The sequence below is a fragment of the Pseudomonas oryzihabitans NBRC 102199 genome (genome assembly GCF_000730625.1).
GTDB lineage: Bacteria > Pseudomonadota > Gammaproteobacteria > Pseudomonadales > Pseudomonadaceae > Chryseomonas > Chryseomonas oryzihabitans.
In genome coordinates, this window is the sequence record NZ_BBIT01000008.1 from 24,423 (window position 1) to 45,205 (window position 20,783).

Genomic DNA, 20,783 nt, shown 5'->3' on the forward strand with positions numbered 1-20,783 from the left:
TATCGGGCCGCGGTGGGCACAGGCAAGGGAGCAAGGGCTGTGCCCAGGCTGGGCTGGCAGGAAAAAGAGTCTTTCAATCAAGGACTTGCTGGCTTGAGCGGACGCAGGTAGCAGGCTCGACCGGCAAATGCCTTGCTCAAAAGATAAAGTTATGAGGTATAACCTTTTCCTCGATTGCGCATTTGCGCAATTCACCCGAGAGGTCGTGCCATGGCCCGTTCCGAACGTCTGTCCCTCAGCGATCTGCAGCAGGCCGCTACCGGCTTCCAGCGTGGCGACAGTGCCGCCTGGGATGGCAGCGCCAGCCCGACCCAGGCGGAACTGGCCGAGTGCCTGTTTTTCTCCCCCGGTGATGGCCGCATCTGGCTCAACGACCAGCGCATGCTGCTGGTACACGCCTCCGCCTTTGGTGCCCTGCGGCGCGAGCTGATCGGCGCCCTGGGGCAGGAACGCGCCCGCGGCCTGCTGACCCGGGTCGGCTATCTTTCCGGGGTGCGCGACGCCGAGCTGGTGCGCAAGCGCTGGCCCCAGGCCGACGCCGCGGCGATCTTTGCCGCCGGTACCCGGCTGCATGGCCTGGAAGGCCTGGTGCGGGTCGAGCCGCTGCATTTTGAATTCGATGTCGACCAGGGGCGCTATGGCGGTGAATTCCTCTGGCATCACTCGGCCGAATGCGACGAGCACCAGATCGCCCACGGTCAGGGCAGCGATCCGGCCTGCTGGATGGAGATCGGCTATGCCATCGGCTACGTCAGCAGCCTGTTCGGTCGCCTGGTGATCTTTCGCGAGGTGGAATGCCGCGCCATGGGTCATGCCGTCTGCCGGGTCGAGGGTCGCAACGCCGAACGCTGGCCCGACGTGGCGGAAGACCTGCGCTATCTCAATGCGGCCGGCGACGGCGCTCCGGCGCTGACGCCGGCGGAACGCCTGCCCGCGCCCCTGCCCCACGCCGCCGACGGCCAGCAGCCGCTGGTAGGGGCTTCAGCGGCCTTCAACAGCGCCTTCCAAGCACTGCAGCGGGTCGCCCCGACGCCGGCCACGGTGCTGCTCACCGGCGAATCCGGGGTGGGCAAGGAACTGTTCGCCAGCCACCTGCACCGCCTCAGCCGCCGCGCCGACGGCCCCTTCGTCGCCCTCAACTGCGCGGCCATTCCCGAGAATCTCATCGAAGCCGAATTGTTCGGCGTGGAGCGCGGCGCCTTCACCGGCGCCAACCAGTCCCGCGCCGGACGTTTCGAACGGGCCCAGGGCGGCACCCTGTTCCTCGACGAGATCGCCTGCCTGAGCCTGCCCGGTCAGGGCAAGCTGCTGCGCGCGCTTCAGGAGCGCGAGATCGAGCGGGTCGGCGGCAGCCGCACGCTCAGGGTGGACGTCCGGGTGATCGCCGCCACCAACCTGGATCTGCGCGAGGCGGTACGTCGCGGCGACTTCCGCGAAGACCTCTTCTATCGCCTCAACGTCTATCCCATCGGCATCCCGCCCCTGCGTGACCGGCGCGACGACGTGCCCCTGCTGGTGGACCTGTTCCTGCGGCGCTTCTGCGCCGCCTACGAGCGGCCGCCGGTAGGCCTGACCATGCGCGCCCTCAAGGCCCTGCTGCGCTACGACTTTCCCGGCAACGTGCGGGAATTGCAGAATCTGGTGGAGCGCGGGGTGATCGCCAGCGATCCGGGCGAACTCATCGACCTGCCCCACCTGTTTCGCGGCGAGCCGCTGCCGGCCGAGCTCGTCGACGAGGCGCCGCCTGCCACCGGCTGGCTGGAGCGCCTGGGCGTGGACGGCGAACGCCCGCTGCCGCTGGCGCAGCTGGAAGCCGAGCTGCTCGACGAAGCCCTGGCGCGCAGCCAGGGCAACATGGCCGCCGCGGCGCGCCTGCTCGGCCTGAGCCGCGCCCAGTTCGCCTATCGCCATCGCCGCGCCCGCCAGGATCTGGACTAGAATGACCCCTTGATACCCTCCCCTCGCCATCTCCGACGGAAGCCCTTCCCGCCGATGAGTTCCCCCGACGACGCCACGCCCCTGGACCCTGCCGCCACCCCCTGGCTGGACACCGCCGTAGGCTATGCCCTGCGCCGCGCCCAGATGAAGATGTTCCAGCACCTGGTGGACAGCCTGGCCGCCTATGACCTGCGCCCCGCCCAGTTCACCGCCTTGGTGATCCTCGAGCAGGAGCCCGGCCTGATGCAGGCCGACCTGGCCCGGCGCCTGGCCATCGAGCCGCCGCAACTGGTCCTACTGCTGAACAAGCTGGAACGCCAGGGTCTGGCCGAGCGGGTGCGCGGCACCCAGGATCGCCGCGCCTATGCCCTGCACCTCACCGAGCAGGGCCGCGCCCTGGTCGGCGAACTCAAGGAACGCGCCGCCGCCAGCGACCGCGCCGCCAGCGCCCCGCTGGACGACGCCGAGCGGGCCGAGCTGTTGCGGCTGCTGCGCAAGCTCAATGGGGAGTTGGGGTAGTACGCCACGCCTATCCGGGTGTCCTCTGCCTCCCGCCATCACTCAGGTATGCGCCCCCTATCGTTGCCGCTCCTACAAGAGCACTATCCCTATAGGAGCAACTGTATTGTCGCTACGGGGATACATCACGTAGCGTGGAAAACGGCGCAGCCTTTTCCACTGGAGACTTGGTGGCAAGGGGGCGCCCTCGCCCCAACCCTCTCCCGAGGGGAGAGGGGGCTATCCGAGCAGATGTTCAGTTACATCAGCTCCGGCAACATCACGATGAGCGTCAGAAACCGTACAGACTGACCGGGTTATCGCGCAGGATGGCGTTGCGTATCTGCTCATCCGGCGCCCAGTCGGCCAGCAGCTCGAAGATGCGCCCGTCGTCCGGCTTGTTGCCGGTCGCGACCGTGGGATGCGGCCAGTCGCTACCCCACAGCAGCCGCTCCGGATGGCGACGCACCAGCTCCCGGGCCACCGCGCCCACATCGGCGTAGTCCGGCGCACCGCTGCGCGACCTGATATAGGGGCCCGACAGCTTCACCCAGGTACGCTCGCCGTCCAGCAGGCGAGTCACCACGGCGAAGGTCGCCGAATTCATCCCCTCCGGTTGAGGCACATGGCCCATGTGGTCGATCACCAACCGCGCCGGCAGCCGTTGCAGCCGACTCTCCAGCTCTGTCAGCTGATTGCCCGTGGCGACCACCTGGACATTCCAGCCCAGTTCGGCGACCCGCGCCGCCAGGGGCTCCAGATCGGCCAGGTCGGCGCCCCCATAGCTGAGGTTGAAACGGATCCCGCGCACCCCGGCCTTGTGCAGCGCCTGCAACTCGGCATCGGTGATGCTCTGGTCGAGGACAGCTACACCGCGGGCCTGGCCCTGGCTGCGCGCCAGGCCGTCGAGCATGCAGCGATTGTCGGTGCCGTAGGTGGACGGGGTGACGATGACCATCCGCTGCAATCCCAGCAGCGCCTGCAGCTGGTGATAGTCGTCCAGGGAGGCATTGGGCGGGAGCAGCTTGGCGCCCGGCGCCGCCGGGTAGCGGTCGTCATAGAGGTGCATGTGACAGTCGACACTGCCGGCCGGCGCCTTGAGTCTCGGTGCCGTTTGGATACTGGAGAACGGAGTGGCGGCCTGGACGCCGAGGGCATCGAAAAGGCACAGGGCGGCACTGGCCTGGGCGCTCGCTTTCAGGAAGCGCCGACGATTGAAGGTCATGATGGATTCCTTGAAAGGCTGCCGGCCCGGACGGGCCGGCAGCGATCAGCTTTAACCGGCGTTGGTCGCTACGGCCTGGGCATCTGCCTTGGCGCGCGCGGCCTTGCGGCCCATGACCAGCACCAGCAGGCCACTGATGGCGCACAGGGTGGCCAGCGGCAGTACCGCCAGGGCATGGCTGTGGGTGGCGCCATGGATGGCGCCATAGACGTTGACCATCACCCCGCCGCCGATGAGGTTGGCCAGGGCGCCGATGGCGGCCAGACCCGCCGCTGCGGTGGAGGACGACAGCCAGCCCGAGGCCAGTGCCCAGAACGGCCCCTTCATCGAATAGGCCCCGATCAGCACCAGACTCAGCAGGATCACCGTGGCGGCCAGGGACGAGGTGAACATGCCCGTCAGCAGGCCCACGGCGATCAACAGCATGGTGAGCGAGGTGTGCCAGCGACGCTCGCCGGTGCGATCCGAACTGCGCCCCCAGAGGACCATCGCCACCGAGGCCAGGCCATAGGGAATGGCATTGGTGAGGCCGACCTCCAGGTTGGACAGGCCAAAGGACTTGAGCAATTGCGGTGCCCAGACGCTCATGGTGCTACCGGCCGCCGAGGCGCCGGAATAGATCAGCGCCATTACCCAGATATCCTTGTGCTTGAGCAGCTGCCACAGCGAGATATGGCCGATGCTGGTCTTGCGATTGCGCTCCTCGGCCAGCTTGAGCGTCAGCCAGTTGCGCTGCTCGTCGCTCAGCCATTTGGCCTGCTCCGGACGGTCGGTCAGCACGAACAGGCAGGCGATACCCAGCAGCACCGCCGGAATGCCTTCCAGGATGAACAGCCAGTGCCAGCCACGCATGCCCATCCAGCCGTCCAGGCTCAGCAGCAGGCCGGAGAGCGGTGAACCCAGGAAATTGGCGCCCGGGATCGCCACCATGAAGATGGCGACCATGCGCGCTCTATAGTTGGAGGGCAGCCAGTAGGTGAGGTACAGCAGCACGCCAGGGAAGAAGCCGGCTTCCGCGGCGCCCAGCAGAAAGCGCATCACATAGAGCGAGTTGGCGCCCTGGACGAAGGCGGTACCGGCCGAGATCAGGCCCCAGGTGATCATGATCCGGGCGATCCAGATGCGCGCACCGAAGCGCTGCAGCGCCAGGTTGCTCGGCACCTCCACCAGGAAATAGGAAAAGAAGAACAGGCTGCTGGCGAAACCGAAGATCGCCGGCGTCAGGCCGAGATCCTGGTTCATCTGCAGCGAGGCCATGCCGATGTTGCCACGGTCGATGATGGCGATGAGGTAGCAGACGATCAGGAACGGCAGGAGGCGCCAGGCGACGCGGCGCATCGTCGCGCGTTCCAGTTCACTGATTTCGGACGTGGAAGAGGTCATGCAGGCTCTCCGTCTTATTGTTGTGGAGATAGACGTAGCGAGCGGCTCCGGGAAGGAGACCGCCCGCCCTGACGCGAGGATCAGGCCGCGATCAGGTGACGATTGACCACGGCACGGGTTTCCACCGCCTTGCCGTTCCAGCGATCGAGTACCTGCTGCACCGCCACCAGCCCGACCCGGTCGCGGGCCTCGGTGGTGTTGGCGCCCACGTGCGGCGTAGCGACCAGGTTGGTCAGGCCCCAGAGGGCGCTGTCGGCCGGCGGCGGCTCGGGGTGGAAGGTATCCAGGCCGGCACCGCCGATCTGGCCGTCGCGCAACGCCGCGACCAGCGCCTGGGTGTCGATCAACTCGCCGCGGGCGGTATTGATCAGCAGGCTGCCGGGACGCATCCGGGCGAACTGGGCGGCGCCGAACAGGTGGCGATTGGCCTCGGTGAGCGGGCAATGCAGGCTGATGATGTCGCACTCGGCCAACAGGTTATCGAAGCTCTCCTCCCGGCGCACGTGGTCACGCACCGGCAGGCTCTGAAGGTAGGGATCGTAGACCCGCACCTGCATCCGCAGCGGCGCCACCAGGTCCATCAGCACGCTGCCGATGGAACCCAGGCCCACCAGGCCGAGGGTCTTGCCAAACAACTCGGTGCCATTGGCCTGGGCCTTGTCCCAGTGCCCAGCATGCATCCGCGCGTTCAGCCAGGGGGTCTGCCGGGCCACGCTGAACATCAGGGCGAAGGCGTGCTCGGCCACCGACTGGGCATTGGCGCCCAGGGCGATGGTGACCGGAATGTTTCGGTCGGCCGCCGCCTGCAGATCGATGGTGTCGTAGCCGACGCCGTGCTTGGCGATGATCTCGAGCTTGGCCGAGGCCTCGATCATCTCGCGGGTCAGCTTGCCCTGGCGGACGATGATGGCGTCGGGCTGCTCCTGGCGGATCAGCGCGACCAGCTCGTCATGGGGCATGTAGGGCTGGGTGGGTACCACGCGGATGCCGTGGGCGGCAGCCAGGGCCATGGCGTCGGGCGCGAGTTCGGGGCCGGTGAGAAGCAGGGTGCGGGTCATGTGGGTTATCCCTTGTTGTTATGACGTCGTCCGTCGAGCGGACAGCCAGATGAGCAGGCCTTGACCTTAGCATAATGGAATAGCGTTGCAATACTGAACGTAACCTGGAATTTAACGCCACCCATCCGACCGTTGAATGTTTAAAAAAGAAATGCCATTCTGAAATTCGACACCCGCTCCAGCGGCATCCAACAAAGCCCACAAGAGAAATGCCCATGACCATCGGATTCAGAGTTCTCAATGCCCAACGCAAGGTCGCAGCCGAATGGGTCGCGCGTTATCGTGAGGTTCCGGTCGCCAATGTCAGCGACTCGATGAACCGCATGACCGCCGGCGGCTCGCGCCTGCGTCCCATGCACCGCCAGGGCGTGCTGGCCGGCCCGGCACTGACCGTGAAGGCGCGCCCGGGTGACAACCTCATGCTGCACTACGCCCTGGACATCGCCGAGCCGGGCGACGTCATCGTGGTGGATGCCGGTGGCGACCTGACCAATGCCCTGATCGGCGAGATGATGGTGGCCTATGCGGTCAAGCGCGGCGTGGCCGGCATCGTCATCAATGGCGCCATCCGCGATGCCGCCAACATCGGCGCGGGTGACTTCCCCCTGTTCGCCGCCGGCATCTCCCACCGCGGCCCCTACAAGGATGGCCCGGGCGAGATCAACATCCCCATCGCCATCGACGGCATGGTCATCGAGCCGGGCGATCTGATCATCGGCGACGACGACGGCCTGCTCTGCGTGCCCTACGACCAGGTCGCCGAGGTCTATGACCGCGCCACCGCCAAGCACGCGGCGGAAGAAAAGCAGATGCGGCAGATCGCCGAAGGCACCAATGACCGTAGCTGGGTGCTGGAATCGCTCAAGAAGAAGGGTTGCGCCCTCCCCTAGTCCGTATCCCGAATGAAGAAAGGCAGCCTGGTGCTGCCTTTTTTATTGTGCATCGGGTCCATTGGCGCTCGTCGAACTCAACCTGTCCCTTCTGGACGGGCACGACAGGTCGCGCAGTAACCGGGACAGTAGGGTCGCACCTCGACGACTCAAGCCAACCAGCCTCGCGACGTGTCAGGAGCATAGGGCAAGGCGGCCAGCCCCCTTGCTGCGAAGAGACGCGCCATCGAGAGGCGTCAACGTTCGAGGACGCCAGCTGCCGGCATCCCGCCAGCATCTCCTGCCCGGTCCTATCCGGAGCGCTGGCCTCTCGCCCAAGAGCAGCCAGCCGCAAAAGCAGAAGGCGGCTCATCGCCGCCCCCTTCCTGGCTCGCCCCTGAATCAGGTGCGACCCGCAGGCTCCAACCCGGTCCCACCAACTGGCTTCACCGGCGCCCGGCGACTCGGGTCGCCCAGCCAGAGCATCATGACGACACCCAGCGCCATTACCGAGGCCACCACGTAGAAGGGACCGGAGTAACTCTGGGTCGCATCCTTGACCAGGCCGATGGCGAAGGGCCCGACGAAGCCGCCGAGGTTGCCGATGGAGACGATCAGCGCCAATCCGCCCGCTGCCGCCCGACCGGTCAGGAAGCTGGAGGGAATGGCCCAGAAGGTCGCCTGGAAGGACAGGATGCTGGCCACCGTCACGCTCAGACAACTCATGCGCAACAGCGGATCGGCCGAGAGCGCAGCGCCCACCAGACCGCAGGCGGCCAGCCCCAGCGCGCCGGCCACATAGGGCAGTCGGTGCGCACTCAGGTTGGCCTGCCGCGCCCAGAGGGTCATGGCGACGGCGCCGAGGATATAGGGGATGGTCGCCACCAGTCCCACGGTGGTGTTCTGCATGCCCAGGCTCTTGATGATCTGCGGCATCCAGATCCCGATCCCCACGGAGCCGACGATGCCGCAAAAGTTGATGGCGGCCAGCACGAAGACCTTGGGATTGGTGAGGGCAGCGCGCAGGGTGGAGCCATGGGCCGCGCCTATCTCGCGCTGCTCGCGGGCCAGTCGTTCGGTCAGCCAGGTGCGCTCGCGAGTCGACAGCCAGCGCGCCTTGGCCGGCGAATCCACCAGCACGAAAAGACAGAGGATACCCAGCAGCACCGCTGGCAAGGCTTCCACCACCAGCAGGAATTGCCAGTTCTTCAACCCCATGAAGTCATGGATGTCCAGCAGGAAGCCCGACAGCGGCGAGCCGATGATGTTGGCGGTGGGGATGCCCAACAGGAAGGCGGCGGTCGCCTTGGCGCGCCACTTCCCCGGGAACCAGTAGGTGAAGTAGAGATAGACCCCCGGGGTGAAGCCGGCCTCGGCCACCCCGAGCAGGAAGCGCAGGATGCTGAAGCTGACCGGGCCGGTGGCGAAGGCCGTGGCCATGGAGATCAGGCCCCAGCTGATCATGATCCGGGCAATCCAGATCCGCGCGCCAAAGCGCTGCATGAGCAGGTTGCTGGGAATCTCGAAGATGAAATAACCGAAGAAGAACAGACCCGCTGCCCAGCCGAACATGGTTGCCGTCAGGCCCAGGTCCTTGTTCATGCTGATGGCCGCGAAGCCGACGTTGGTGCGATCCAGGTAGCTGATCACATAGCAGGCGAAGATGAACGGCAGGATGCGCCACAGGGCGCGATGCAATACCTGTTCGCCTTCGGCATCGGTCAAGGGCGGCTGGCCGCCCAGCGGGGTCTGACTCATGGATAACCTCTGTTGTAATTATTGTGGAGCTGACAAGGGCGCCGGAGCGCTGTTTACAGATGAGAGAACAGGGGTAGTCCCCGTACGCTGGTCTCCACCCGCAGGATGCTGCCGGTCTCGGATTCGGTGATGAACAGACTGCTCCCCTCGGGGCCGCCGAAGGCCAGGTTGGTGTTGCTGATGCCCGCGCAGGATTTCAACCGCGCCAGGGGCTCGGCCACCTGCGACAGCTGCCAGACCGAGCCGAAACCGGTATGGGCGATATAGAGGTTGCTCTCCTCATCCAGCGCCAGGCCGTCCGGACCACCGAGGCCACCGTGGAGCTGGGCGAAGACCCCGACCTTGCCGATCAGCGAGCCGTTGCCCAGGGGAATACGCCAGATCTGCTGCGCCCGGGTCACCGCGATCAGCAGGTGGTTGAGCCGCGGATCGAAGACGATGCCATTGGGGCTGGGCACCGTGTTCAACAGACAGCTGAGCTGGCCGTCGGCGCTCAGGCGATAGATCCGGCCGCTGGCATCCTGCAGGCCGGTCTGGCCCTGGTCGGTGAAGTAGAGATCCCCGGCCGGCGAGAACACCAGGTCGTTGACCCCCTTGAAGCCTTCCGAGCCGGCGCTGCCCAGTAGCGTCTCCACCTCGCCGCGCAGCGGATCGAGCAGCAGGATGCCGCGCTTGTAGTCGGCGATGAAGATGCGCCCGTCACGATGGATCTTCAGGCCATTGGGCCAGCCGTCGTACTCGCAGACCAGTTCCCACTCCCCTTGGGGATCGATGCGGAAGATGCGTCCATTGGGGATGTCGGTGACATAGAGATTGCCCTGTCGATCGAAGGAAGGCCCTTCGAGGAAGGAATCGATCGCCCTGCCCTGGCGGTTGGCATCCGCCCAGGCCGTGCGCTTCGGCTGGCGATAGCGATCGGGCAGGCGGGTGAAGACAGAGGTTTGGATAGTCGGCGGCGCAGCGAAAAAGCTCATGACCAGGCACCTGAGAGAGGCTGAAGCCCCTCGGCAAAAAAGGCTATGCAATTTTATTTTTAACGAAATGCCGTTGCAAAAATAAAACACTCAAGGCCAATTGCAAGCAAAAGTTTTCAGCTAACGAAGGCTGCATCCTCAAGGCTGCTTGACAGGCAAGGCTTTTCTAAATACTCCTTAAAAGAAATGGCATTTCAAAAATAACAAGGAGAACGCCATGCTGCACCCGTCCGGCCGCTCATCCCGTCCCGCCCTGCGTCAGCTCGCCCGCGTCCTGGGTCTGGCCGCCAGCCTCACCTTGGCTACCGTCCTCCCCGCTCAGGCCCAGACCGAACAGAGCCAGGTCACCCTGGCCATCCAGTACGGCTACGCCTATCTGCCCGTGACCCTGGCGGACAAGCTGGGCTTCTTTCGCGAGCAGGCCAAGGCCGCCGGACAGCCCGACACCCAGTTCGAGATCAAGCGCATCAGCGGTTCGCCGGCCATCAACGACGCCCTGATCAGCGGCAACATCGACATCGGCGGCTACGGCCTGCCCGGTACCCTGGTGGCCTGGCAAAAGACACAGAAGTCACTCGATATCCGCGCGCTCTGCGCCCTTGTCGCCGGCGACAACGCCCTGTTCGTCAACGACCCTTCGATCAAATCACTCAAGGACTTCAAGGCCGACCAGAAGATCGCCGTGAGCTCTCCCACCGGCCAGCAGGCTCTGCTGCTGCAGATGGCCGCCGAGCGCACCTTCGGCCCGGGCCAGGCACACCGGCTGGACAACCTGATGGTGGCCCTGCCCCATCCCGACGCCACCGCCAGCCTGCTCAACAAGGCCGGTATCACCGGCTACATCGGCCCCAACCCCTACAGCTATCTGCTGGCCAAGGACGCCAAGGTCACCAAGCTCTTCGACTTTTCCAGGGAACTCGACCTGCGCATGACCAGCGGGGTGCTGACCACCACCGGCAAGTTCGTCAAGCGCAACCCTAAACTCAGCGCCGCCGTAGTCGCCGCCATCGGCCAGGCCCAGGACTTCATCAAGGCCGAGCCGCGCAAGGCTGCCGAACTCTTCCTGCAGTCGGAGCCCTCCAGCCTGAGTCTCGATCAGGTGGAAGAGATGCTGCGTGGCGTCAGTGGCGAATGGTCGGTGCAGCCTATCGGCGTCATGACTCTGGCCACCTTCATGGTCGGCAGCGGTGCTCTCAAGGAGGCACCGCAACGCTGGCAGCAGGTCTTCTTCGATCCCGTGGCCACCGGCGAGGGCAACTGACATGAACGCCGTACCGACCTCCGCACCCACCGCCGTACCGGATAGCCCTGCCTGCCTGCTGCAGGTCGACAACGTGACCCTGCAATACAAGACCCGCGAACAGCTGATCACCGCGACGCACCAGGTGTCCTTCGCGGTCCGCGAATACGACCGCTTCATCCTGCTCGGCCCCTCGGGCTGCGGCAAATCCAGCCTGCTCAAGAGCGTCGCCGGCTTTCTCGAACCGGCGGCGGGCCACATCCGCCTCCAGGGCCAGGACGTCCGCGAACCCGGTCCGGATCGCATGATGGTGTTCCAGGAATTCGACCAGCTGATGCCCTGGAAGACCGTACTCGGCAATATCCTCTTCCCGCTCCAGGAAACCCGGCGCTTCCCCGCCGGCGAATTGCGCGACCGCGCCCGGGCTGCCGCGGTCAAGGTGGGCCTGGAGAAATTCGTCGATGCCTATCCGCACCAGCTCTCCGGTGGCATGAAGCAGCGCGTGGCCATCGCTCGCGCCCTGGCCATGGAGCCGGCCATCCTGCTAATGGACGAACCCTTCGCCGCCCTCGACGCCCTCACCCGGCGGCGCATGCAAGAGGAACTGCTCGGGCTCTGGGAGCAGTCGCCCTTCACCCTGATGTTCGTCACCCACTCCATCGAGGAGGCCATCCTGCTCGGCTCGCGCATCCTGGTGCTCAGCCCTCATCCCGGCCAGGTCCGTGCCGAGCTCGATGCCAGCCAGTACGGCTTCCGTCAGCAGGGCGCCGCCGGCTTCACCGCCTTCCACAATCGCATCAGCCAGATGCTGTTCGGCCCCAACGCCAGCGAGACCGCCCATGACTAAGCCCGCCGTCATCCTGCAACCGCGCCCGGACCTCGAATACACCCCGGTCGCCCCCGGCCAGGTCGGCGACATCGCCCGGCGGCTGGGTCTGGCGGAGCGCCTGTTCGCCCAGGCCGGCGTGCGCCGCACCCTGGTGCTGATCGCCCTGGCGCTGATCTGGGAGGTCTATGCCCGCTACCTGGACAACCCGCTGATGTTCCCGACCTTCAGCGACACCGTCGTCGCGCTGTGGACCGATCTGGTCAATGGCGCCCTGCCCCTCGCCGTGCTCAGCTCGCTCAAGGTGTTGATGGTGAGCTATGGCCTGGCCATCGCCCTGGCGATGCTGCTCACCACCCTGGCCGTGTCCACCCGGGTGGGCACCGATATCCTCGCCACCCTCACCGCCATGTTCAACCCGCTGCCGGCCATCGCCATCCTGCCGCTGGCCATGCTCTGGTTCGGTCTCGGCGTGCAGAGTCTGATGCTGGTCATCGTCCATTCGGTGCTCTGGGCGGTGGCGCTCAACACCTATTCGGGCTTCCTCTCGGTCAGCCAGACCCAGCGCATGGCCGGGCGCAACTATGGGCTGCGCGGCATCCGCCTGGTGGCCAAGGTGCTGATCCCGGCGGCGGTGCCTTCGATCCTCGCCGGCCTGAAGATCGGCTGGGCCTTCGCCTGGCGTACCCTGATCGCCGCCGAGCTGGTGTTCGGTGTCTCCGGCAACTCGGGTGGCCTGGGCTGGTACGTCTTCCAGCACCGCAACGCCCTGGAGACCTCCAATGTCTTCGCCGGCCTGCTGATGGTCATCATCATCGGCCTGGTGGTGGAAGGCCTGGTGTTCCGCAGCATCGAGGTGCTCACGGTGCGCCGCTGGGGCATGCAGAATTGACTCGCCCCTCACTATCCAAAAGCCTTCTCCGGAGCCGTCGCCATGGCTGAGGCTCCGGCTTCCCCCCACGCCCCGGTCCGCGAGGCCTGGCTGGCCCAGGTCCAGGAACCTATCCTGGAGCCCGAGCTGCCCATCATCGACGCCCATCACCACCTCTGGGACCGACCCGGCCAGCGCTACCTGCTGCCCGAGTACCTGGCGGACACCGGTAGCGGCCATCGCATCCTGGCCTCGGTCTATGTGCAGTGCCGGTCGATGTACAGCGCGGACCGGGCCGCGCCCTTCGACGCCGTGGGGGAAGTGGAATTCGCGGCCGGAATAGCGGCCCAGAGCGCCAGCGGTCTCTATGGCGAGAGCCGGCTCTGCGCCGCCATCGTCGCCGGCGCCGACCTCCGCCAGGGCGAGGGGATCGTCCCGGTTCTGGAAGAAATGCAGGCACGCAGCGGCGGACGCCTGCGCGGCATCCGCAACGCCACTGCCTGGCATGGCGATCCACGGCTGGTGTCCAATCCACGGCCACCGCCGGCGGGCATCCTCATGGATGAGCGCTTCCACGAAGGCGTGGCCTGTCTTGCCCGGCATGACCTCTCGCTCGACATCTGGGCGTACCACACCCAGCTCGACGAGGTCCTGGCCCTCGCCCGCAGATTCCCCGACCAGTTGATCGTCCTCGATCATTTCGGCGGCCCGCTCGGCGCCGGACCCTATACGCACCAACGCCAGGAGGTGTTCCAGACCTGGTCCCTGGCCATCCGGGAACTGGCCAGGTGCAGCAACCTGCGCCTGAAGCTGGGTGGCCTGGGCATGAAGGTCGGCGGCTTCGCCTTCGACGAGAGAGCCACGCCGCCCAGCTCAGCGGAGCTGGCGGACCTGTGGCGGCCCTATGTGCTGACCTGCGTGGAAGCCTTTGGCGCCGAGCGCTGCCTGTTCGAAAGCAACTTCCCCGTGGACAAGGGCATGTTTTCCTACGGGGTGCTCTGGAACGCCTTCAAGCGCCTGACCCAGGGCTGGGACAAGGATGACCGAGCAGCGCTGTTCAGCGGCACGGCCAAGGATACCTACCGCCTATCATCAAATAGCAGATCGGCCGTGGTTACCGCACGATCCTGAGGCTGTCGCGACGGACCTCGCCGGGACTCTGGATCCCCAGCAGCGCCATGTTGCGCGACAGTTCGGTGGCCAGGATGCCGATCGCATGCTTGATGCCCGGCTGGCCGCCCACGGCACCGGCATAGTTCATCGGTCGACCGACGAAGACGAAGGTCGCCCCCAGCGCGAGCGCCATGAGGATGTCACCGCCGCGGCGGAAGCCGCTGTCGATCATCACCGGATAATCCGAACCGACCGCCTTGACCACCTGCGGCAGGATGGCGAGGGGCGCGACACTGCCATCCAGCTGGCGTCCGCCGTGGTTGGAAACGATGATGCCCTCCACGCCGACCTCCCGGGCGCGCACGGCATCCGCCGGATCGAGGATGCCCTTGACCACCAGGGTGCCCGGCCAGTGGCGGCGGATCAGCGCCAGATGCCGCCAGCTCAAATGATCGCGGGCGCCGAAATCGCGCATCACATTGGCCGACACGATGGGCGCGCCACGGCCGACGCCGGAATTCTCGAAGTGCGGCATGCCCCGCCGGAGCAGGGTGCGCAAGGCGGTACCCAGCAGCCAGCGCGGGTGGGTGATGCCCTCCCAGGCCAGGTGCAGATCCGGCTTCAACGGCGTGGAAAAGCGTGCGCGAATCAGATTCTCCCGATTGGCCGACACCGGTACGTCGGCGGTGACCATCAGCGTCTTGAAACCGGCGCGCTGCACCCGCTCGAGGAGAGCGAGGATCTTGGCGTCTTCGCCCGGCATATAGGCCTGGAACCAGGCGTCCGGATTTTCCTGCACCACCGCCTCCATCGGCAGCAGGGAGGAGCCGCTCATGATCGCCGGGATATTGGCCTCCCTGGCCGCCCGGGTCTGGATGAGGTCACCCTCGAAGGCGGTGAGGGCACTGATGCCCATGGGCGCGATGCCGAAGGGCGCGCTGTAGCGCTGCCCCAGGAGCGTCGTTTCGAGGCTGCGCGCCGAGGTATCGGTGAAGACGCGCGGGACCCAGGCATAGCGATCGAATCCCGAGCGGTTCCCGTGCAGCGACTTTTCCTCTTCCGCGCCACCGCTGACGTAGGCGAACAGCGGCGTGGGCAGGTGGCGGCGAGCGGCCACCTCGAAGTCATCGAGGGACAGAATCGCCTGCAGGCGTCGGGGTATCCGGTAGCCGCCGCTGCCCTTGGGCAGGGTGTGGGACGCCAAGGGATAGTCTTGCAGTCTGCTCGTCTGGTTCATGCCGCTGGCCTGGTCGTTTTGGCCATCTTAGGCGCCCGACCCGCCAAGAAAAGTTATTCTTCGTCGATCCAAAGACGAGAAAAACTCATGAAGATCGAAGCCTTCCTGACCTTGCAGGCGGCAGTGGAGCGCGGCTCCTTCGCCGCCGCCGCGGAGGCGGTGAGCCTGACCCCCAGCGCTGTCAGCCTGCAGATCAAGCAGCTCGAGGCCTACTTCGGCCAGTCACTGTTCGATCGCTCGGGTCGGGCGGTGCAAGCCACGGGGTTCGCCCGGCAATTGATCGACACCATGGCCCGGCCGTTGGCCGATCTCGAGAAGTTGCGCAATCAGCGCGCCCAGCCGCTGACCGGTCGCGTCCGTCTCGGGGTGACGGGTTCGGTCCTGACCACCCTGCTCCCCAAGGCGGTCGCCGAACTGCAGCAACGCGCTCCCGGCATCACCCTGCAACTGGAGCGGCACAATACGCCCGAATTGATCGCCGCCCTGAAAGCGGATCGCCTGGATGCCGCCATCCTGATCAGACCACCAGGCGGCGGCTCGGCCCGGCTGCATTGGCATGACCTGCTCCGCGAGCCGCTGGTACTGGTGGTGCCAGCGCAGCTCGCGCCCCTGGAGCCAGAGGCGTATCTGCGGCGCTATCCCTGGATCAGGCTGGATCGCAAGCTGGTGGTCGGTCGCCTGGCGGCGCGCTTCGTCGATGGCCTGGTGCCCCAGTGCGAGGCCCTGCTCGATGTCCCCAGCGCCGACGCCATCGTCGCCATGGTCGGCCTGGGTCTGGGCGTCTCGGTGCTGCCGCGACTGCGCCCGGAACACCTGGGGCCCTATGAGATAAGGGAGGTCTCCCTCGGCACCGCCGCGCCCACTCGCCAACTCGCCATGGCGCGTCGCAAGCAGGACTCCGAAAGCGCCTTGCTCGACACCATCGCCCAGGCCTTCGACGTCGCCTGCCGCTAGCACGCCGAGGGGGCGGCGAGCTCAGCCCGTCGCCCCCTCCCCGCTCAGGCCTCCTCCTCCTGGAAGGCCTCCTCCCGCTTCCGGCGAAACGCCGGCAACACCATCATCACCAGCAGGATGGCCGAGGCGGCGAACAGGGTGGCGCTGATCGGCCGCTGGACGAGCACGGACGGATCCCCCTGGGAAATCAGCAGGGCGCGTCTCAGGTTGGTCTCCAGCAAGGGGCCGAGGACGAAACCCAGCAGCAGCGGACCCGGCTCGCACTTGGCCTTGCGGAACAGATAGCCCAGCAGCCCGAAGATGATCACCAGGGCGACATCGAAGCCGCGGTTGTTGACGCTGTAGACCCCGACGCAGCAGAACAGCAGGATGGCCGGGAACAGCAGCCGATACGGCACCTGCAGCAGCCGCACCCAGACGCCGATGAGCGGCAGGTTGATGACCAGCAGCATCAGGTTGCCGATCCACATGCTGGCGATCAGACCCCAGAACAGCGCCGGCTGGTTGGTGATCACCGAGGGCCCCGGGGTGATGCCATGGATCATCATGGCGCCGAGCATCATGGCCATGATCGAGTTGGACGGAATGCCAAGGGTCAGCAGCGGGATGAAGGACGACTGGGCGCCGGCGTTGTTGGCCGACTCCGGCGCGGCGACGCCCTCCACCATCCCGGTGCCGAATTGCTCCGGTGTCTTGGAGACCTTCTTTTCCAGCGAATAGGCGCTGAAGGCGCTCAGGGTCGCACCGCCGCCCGGCAGGACGCCGAGGAAGGTCCCCAACGCCGTGCCCCTCAGGGTAGCCGGCCAGGCCCTGCGGAAGTCCTCGCGGGTGGGCCACAGCCGGGTGATCTTGCCGGCCAGGGTGCCGCGGGCCTCGCGGGATTCGAGGTTGACGGCGATCTCGGCGATGCCGAACAGGCCCACGGCGATCACCACGAAGTCGATGCCGTCGTAGAGGTCGGTGGAACCGAAGGTCAGGCGCGTGGTGCCGCTGCTGACATCCATGCCCACCATGCCGAGCAGCAGTCCCAGGCAGACCATGCCGACCGCCTTGATCACCGATCCGCTGGCCAGGATGGTCGCCGCCAGCAGACCGAAGACGGTGAGCGCCACGTATTCCGCCGGCCCGAAGGACAGGGCGAAGCGCGACAGCACCGGGCCGGCCACCGCCAGGGCCACGGTGGCGACGGTCCCGGCGAAGAAGGACGCCAGGGCGGCGATGGCAAGCGCTGCTCCCGCCCGTCCGCGCTTGGCCATGGCATGGCCGTCCAGCGCCGTGACCACCGCCGAGGCCTCGCCCGGCAGATTGACCAGGATCGCCGTGGTCGAGCCGCCGTATTGCGCACCGTAGAAGATGCCGGCGAGCATGATCAGGGCGGCCAGCGGTGGCAGGAAATAGGTGATCGGCAGCAGGATCGCCACCGTCGCCGTGGGCCCGATGCCGGGCAGCACGCCGATCAGGGTTCCGAGCAGGGCGCCGATCAGGCAGAACGCCAGGTTGGTCGGGCTCATGGCTTCGGAGAAGCCCAGGTAGAGCGCGTCGAAGATCTCCATCAGAAAGGCCCCACACGCATTTGGACATCCAGTCCATAGATGAAGACCAGCACGCCGAACAGGGTCAGCACCACGCTGGAGATCAGCACCTCGCGCAGCCGCCACTCGCGGTCGGCCATGCTGCCGAAGATCACCAGCCCGGCCGCCGCGACGATGAAGCCGGCATACTCGGCCGCCAGGGCGAAGCCGCCGACGGAAGCCAACAGGATCAATAAAGGCCTGAGCTGTACGGCGCCGATGGATTCCGCGTGCTGCCACAGACCCAGCAGACCGATGACGACGCCGAGGATGATCACCAGCGAGCCGACCAATACCGGTAGATAGCCCGGCCCCATCATGGCCGCGCTGCCGAACGGCAGATCCTTCGACGACCAGAGCACCAGCGCCCCCAGGCCGATGAAGATGGCACTGGCGAGCAAGTCGGGGCGGCTACCGCGCGCCGCGCGTGTCACTGCACCCATGGCGAGACGCTCCACAGCTTCTGGTAACCCGCGAGCTGCGCCGGCATCTGGGCTGCCCAGTCCTCGCCGGACAGATAGGCCAGCGGCAGCGAGAGGTCCCCGGCCTGCTTGACGAAGGCCGGATCCTCGATGACCTCTTTCACGGCCTGCGCCATCCGCTGCTCGATGGCCTCGGGCACCCCGGACGGGGCGGCGATGCCCCGTTCGGAGGTCATGACCAGGTCGACGCCCTGCTCCCTGGCAGTGGGTAGATTGGGCTGCTGCGGCATGCGCTCGGCAGAGAATTGGGCCAGCACGCGGAAGTCGTCGTCCGCGTTCATCTCGCTGATGTTCTGCCCGGCCGCGCTGATATGGCCGCCCATCAGGGCGGTGCGGGATTCGGAAGCGCCACTGAAAGGCACGTGGGTGAGCTTGATGTCGGTCAGCTGCTGCAGCTCCACCATCATCAGGTGGTCATCCGTCCCGACGCCGGAGGTGCCGACCGAGAACTTGCCGGGCGCTGCCTTGGCGGCCGCGGTGAAGTCGGCCAGGGTCTGGTAGGAGGAATCCTTGGGCACCGCCAGCACCGTGGGATCGTCGACGATGCGCGCCACCGGGCGAATCTTCGCCGGGTCGTAGCCGACCTTGCGCTGCACGCGGGTACTCAGGAAGCCGGGGGTATTGATGAAGGCGAAGGTGTAGCCATCGGGTTTCGCCTTGCTCAGCATGGTGTAGGCGATCTCGCCCGCCGCGCCGGGGCGGTTGACGATGACGATCTTTGCGCCCAGGCGCTTCTCCAGATAGGGCTGCATCGCGCGCGCCATGACATCGGTGCTGCCACCGGGGGCATAGGCGACCAGGAATTCGATCGGCCGGTCTTCCGGCCAGGCGGCCTGCGCACTGAAGGAGCTGAGGGACAGCGCCAGGAAAGAGGCAAGCACAGCACTCGCGGTCTTGGTCATGGATAGCTCTCGATTGTTTTTGTTGGAATGGACGTGGCCAGGCGTCACGCGCGGCAGCGGCGTCCAGGGCGACGCTGCCGGCGTTGGCTGATCACGGGATAGCGTTTCCGGCCGCAAGGAAGATCTCTCGGCCGGCGCCCGTAGAAGCAAGATAATGGAATGCCATTTCGTAAACGAGACAGGGCATTGGCTACGCCGCCGAAAATTCGTAACCAAAAAAGTCCTATCAAGCCTTTTATGGCTTAACGGTGAGCGTGAGCCAAGCTCCTGAAACCGTCAAAAAATACACTTTGAAATGACATTTCTTTTTTAAAGGATCGCTCATGAATTCCCACAGCTTCACTCGCCAGCCCGGAACGCCCTTCCCACTTCAAAAAGGAATACAGGACCCATGATGAGGGCCGCCGGCCTGGTCATTCGTTGCCTGGAAACGAGGGTGGAATACCTCTTCGGCATTCCCGGGGGGAGAGAGCCTGGACTGCCCGGTGGACTACTTCGAGAACGACCGGCTCCTGCGTTAGGAGATCAAGGAACGCAGCGCGGCGATCTGAGCGGCGGCGCAAGCAAAGCAATGCCCTGACGGCATGATCGGGGCATTGGTGGACGCTCATCTCGGGGCGGGTGGGCCATTGCCATTGAAATGTCTAGCTATCAATAAAGGCGGATAGCAACGCCTGGACAGCTGACCGGTGTGAGTGACTCACTAGGCGCACACCGGGCGCTCGCGGATAATGGGGCGATAGCTGCCCTTTAGGAACACTCGCTTGAACACCAACCGTCCTCGCCCAGGCGTTTCCGGCGTTGCCTCTGCTGATCGCGTCTTGACCGTTCTCACTGCCTTTCGCATCGGCGATGCCGCCCTGAGTCTCGCCGAACTGGCCAATCGCACCGGTCTGATCAAGAGCACCATCATGCGCCTGGTGGTGTCCCTGGAAAAATACGGCCTGGTGACCCGGCTCGCCGATGGCAACTACATCCTGGCCAGCGAGGTCGTGCGCCTCAATGCCGTCTATCAGGATTCTCACGATGTCGGCCGCCACATCATGCCGCGGCTGCATCAGCTCACCGAAGAGAGTGGCGAAACCGCCTCCTTCTATGTACGACACGGCGCCTACCGACTCTGTCAGTACCGGGTGAATTCCCCGCATCGCCTGCGTCTGCACCTCCAACCCGGCGACATGCGTCCCATGGACCAGGCGGCCGGTGCCCAGGCCCTGCAGACGCCCTACGCGGTGGCCAAGGCGGGGATCATCCCCTTCTACTCCTGCGGCGCCACCGATCCGCACGCCTCTTCCGTCGCCCTGCCCATCTATGACGCCCAGGAAGAGCTGCTGGGTGCTCTGGTGATTTCGGGACCGGCCAATCGCCTCAGCCTGGAACGCGCCCAGACCCTGTACGAGGTCCTGCGCGAAGCCGCGGATGAACTCACCCGCAGCCTGGGCGGCAAGCCCCTGTACGGCACGGATCAGGCGAAGCGCAAGCCACGCAAGGATGAGTGATCGGCCATAAGGGCCGGCGGCCCCTGGCGCCAGTCTCCGCCGCCCTCGCGTAACGCCCCTCTCCCACGGAAGAGGCTGGGATGAGGGATGTCGTCAGCCCCCCTTGTAGGGCTTCGCTACGCTCAACCGCAACCTACGAACGTCGCGCAGTGGCACTGAACGCTCCTTCTCCCTCTGGGAGAGGGCTGGGGTGAGGGATGTCGTCAGCCACTCACCCCCTTGTGGGGCTTCGCTACGCTCAACCGCAACCTACGAAAATCGCGCAGTGGCACTGAACGCCCCCTCTCCCTCTGGGAGAGGGCTAGGATGAGGGATGTCGTCAGCCACTCACCCCCTTGTGGGGCTTCGCTACGCTCAACCGCAACCTACGAAAATCGCGCAGTGG

18 protein-coding genes are annotated in these 20,783 nt (G+C 65.9%); 9 read left to right on the forward strand and 9 right to left on the reverse strand.

Annotated elements, in window-relative coordinates; genetic code table 11:
* Nucleotides 1-210: 210 nt before the first annotated feature.
* On the forward strand, nucleotides 211-1,938 hold the full coding sequence (locus POR01S_RS10225; protein WP_042135613.1) for a sigma-54-dependent Fis family transcriptional regulator: 1,728 nt from the start codon (nucleotides 211-213) through the stop codon (nucleotides 1,936-1,938).
* Nucleotides 1,939-1,992: 54 nt separating this feature from the next.
* Complete coding sequence (locus POR01S_RS10230; protein ID WP_027602773.1) at nucleotides 1,993-2,457, forward strand: MarR family winged helix-turn-helix transcriptional regulator; 465 nt, start codon at nucleotides 1,993-1,995, stop codon at nucleotides 2,455-2,457.
* A 271-nt stretch (nucleotides 2,458-2,728) separates the two neighbouring features.
* Here POR01S_RS10230 and POR01S_RS10235 read toward each other — a convergent pair whose 3' ends face one another.
* The 3 genes from POR01S_RS10235 to POR01S_RS10245 all read right to left on the reverse strand — a co-directional run bounded on the left by POR01S_RS10235 (nucleotide 2,729) and on the right by POR01S_RS10245 (nucleotide 6,102).
* Nucleotides 2,729-3,661: an amidohydrolase family protein gene (locus tag POR01S_RS10235; protein WP_042135614.1), complete on the reverse strand. Its 933-nt coding sequence runs from the start codon at nucleotides 3,659-3,661 to the stop codon at nucleotides 2,729-2,731.
* 51 nt (nucleotides 3,662-3,712) lie between these two features.
* The gene (locus tag POR01S_RS10240) at nucleotides 3,713-5,044 is read right to left on the reverse strand and encodes an MFS transporter (RefSeq protein WP_042135617.1); all 1,332 of its coding nucleotides are present in this window, start codon (nucleotides 5,042-5,044) and stop codon (nucleotides 3,713-3,715) included.
* 80 nt (nucleotides 5,045-5,124) lie between these two features.
* Nucleotides 5,125-6,102, reverse strand: a complete 978-nt coding sequence (locus POR01S_RS10245; protein WP_027596823.1) for a hydroxyacid dehydrogenase — start codon at nucleotides 6,100-6,102, stop codon at nucleotides 5,125-5,127.
* 215 nt (nucleotides 6,103-6,317) lie between these two features.
* On the opposite strand from POR01S_RS10245, the gene POR01S_RS10250 reads away from it, so the two are divergent.
* Nucleotides 6,318-6,992, forward strand: a complete 675-nt coding sequence (locus POR01S_RS10250) for an RraA family protein (RefSeq protein WP_042135619.1) — start codon at nucleotides 6,318-6,320, stop codon at nucleotides 6,990-6,992.
* 381 nt (nucleotides 6,993-7,373) lie between these two features.
* On the opposite strand, the gene POR01S_RS10255 is transcribed toward POR01S_RS10250, so the two are convergent.
* Entirely contained in the window at nucleotides 7,374-8,729 is a 1,356-nt protein-coding gene (locus POR01S_RS10255) for an MFS transporter (protein ID WP_042135620.1), read from the reverse strand.
* A 53-nt stretch (nucleotides 8,730-8,782) separates the two neighbouring features.
* Nucleotides 8,783-9,703 (reverse strand): SMP-30/gluconolactonase/LRE family protein, encoded by a 921-nt coding sequence (locus tag POR01S_RS10260; RefSeq protein ID WP_042135623.1) that lies wholly within the window; start codon nucleotides 9,701-9,703, stop codon nucleotides 8,783-8,785.
* Between the two features lie 217 nt (nucleotides 9,704-9,920).
* Here POR01S_RS10260 and POR01S_RS10265 point away from each other — a divergent pair, with 217 nt between their 5' ends.
* The 4 genes from POR01S_RS10265 to POR01S_RS10280 are packed head-to-tail and all read left to right on the forward strand — an operon-like array spanning nucleotide 9,921 to nucleotide 13,771.
* Complete coding sequence (locus POR01S_RS10265) at nucleotides 9,921-10,964, forward strand: ABC transporter substrate-binding protein (RefSeq protein ID WP_042135625.1); 1,044 nt, start codon at nucleotides 9,921-9,923, stop codon at nucleotides 10,962-10,964.
* Between the two features lies 1 nt (nucleotide 10,965).
* Entirely contained in the window at nucleotides 10,966-11,790 is an 825-nt protein-coding gene (locus POR01S_RS10270) for an ABC transporter ATP-binding protein (protein WP_027596827.1), read from the forward strand.
* Nucleotides 11,783-12,661: an ABC transporter permease gene (locus POR01S_RS10275; protein WP_027602768.1), complete on the forward strand. Its 879-nt coding sequence runs from the start codon at nucleotides 11,783-11,785 to the stop codon at nucleotides 12,659-12,661. Before POR01S_RS10270 ends, POR01S_RS10275 begins: the two co-directional genes overlap by 8 nt.
* Nucleotides 12,662-12,703: 42 nt before the next feature.
* Nucleotides 12,704-13,771 carry an amidohydrolase family protein gene (locus tag POR01S_RS10280; protein ID WP_042135627.1) on the forward strand — a complete coding sequence of 356 codons (1,068 nt, stop codon included), beginning with the start codon at nucleotides 12,704-12,706 and terminating at the stop codon, nucleotides 13,769-13,771.
* Here the strand turns inward: POR01S_RS10280 and POR01S_RS10285 are convergent.
* Nucleotides 13,755-14,957 (reverse strand): alpha-hydroxy acid oxidase, encoded by a 1,203-nt coding sequence (locus POR01S_RS10285; RefSeq protein ID WP_255211823.1) that lies wholly within the window; start codon nucleotides 14,955-14,957, stop codon nucleotides 13,755-13,757. The genes POR01S_RS10280 and POR01S_RS10285 overlap by 17 nt on opposite strands.
* A gap of 120 nt (nucleotides 14,958-15,077) precedes the next feature.
* Here POR01S_RS10285 and POR01S_RS10290 point away from each other — a divergent pair, with 120 nt between their 5' ends.
* On the forward strand, nucleotides 15,078-15,944 hold the full coding sequence (locus tag POR01S_RS10290) for a LysR family transcriptional regulator (protein WP_042135630.1): 867 nt from the start codon (nucleotides 15,078-15,080) through the stop codon (nucleotides 15,942-15,944).
* A 44-nt stretch (nucleotides 15,945-15,988) separates the two neighbouring features.
* Here POR01S_RS10290 and POR01S_RS10295 read toward each other — a convergent pair whose 3' ends face one another.
* Genes POR01S_RS10295 through POR01S_RS10305 form a run of 3 tightly spaced genes read right to left on the reverse strand, consistent with a single transcriptional unit; the run spans nucleotide 15,989 to nucleotide 18,899 of the window.
* The gene (locus POR01S_RS10295; protein ID WP_042135632.1) at nucleotides 15,989-17,497 is read right to left on the reverse strand and encodes a tripartite tricarboxylate transporter permease; all 1,509 of its coding nucleotides are present in this window, start codon (nucleotides 17,495-17,497) and stop codon (nucleotides 15,989-15,991) included.
* A complete protein-coding gene (locus POR01S_RS10300) occupies nucleotides 17,497-17,958 on the reverse strand; it encodes a tripartite tricarboxylate transporter TctB family protein (protein ID WP_027596833.1) in 462 nt (153 codons plus the stop codon). Before POR01S_RS10300 ends, POR01S_RS10295 begins: the two co-directional genes overlap by 1 nt.
* Nucleotides 17,946-18,899 carry a tripartite tricarboxylate transporter substrate binding protein gene (locus tag POR01S_RS10305; RefSeq protein WP_042135634.1) on the reverse strand — a complete coding sequence of 318 codons (954 nt, stop codon included), beginning with the start codon at nucleotides 18,897-18,899 and terminating at the stop codon, nucleotides 17,946-17,948. Before POR01S_RS10305 ends, POR01S_RS10300 begins: the two co-directional genes overlap by 13 nt.
* Before the next feature lie 764 nt (nucleotides 18,900-19,663).
* On the opposite strand from POR01S_RS10305, the gene POR01S_RS10310 reads away from it, so the two are divergent.
* Nucleotides 19,664-20,398, forward strand: a complete 735-nt coding sequence (locus POR01S_RS10310) for an IclR family transcriptional regulator (protein ID WP_037007228.1) — start codon at nucleotides 19,664-19,666, stop codon at nucleotides 20,396-20,398.
* Nucleotides 20,399-20,783: the final 385 nt, after the last annotated feature.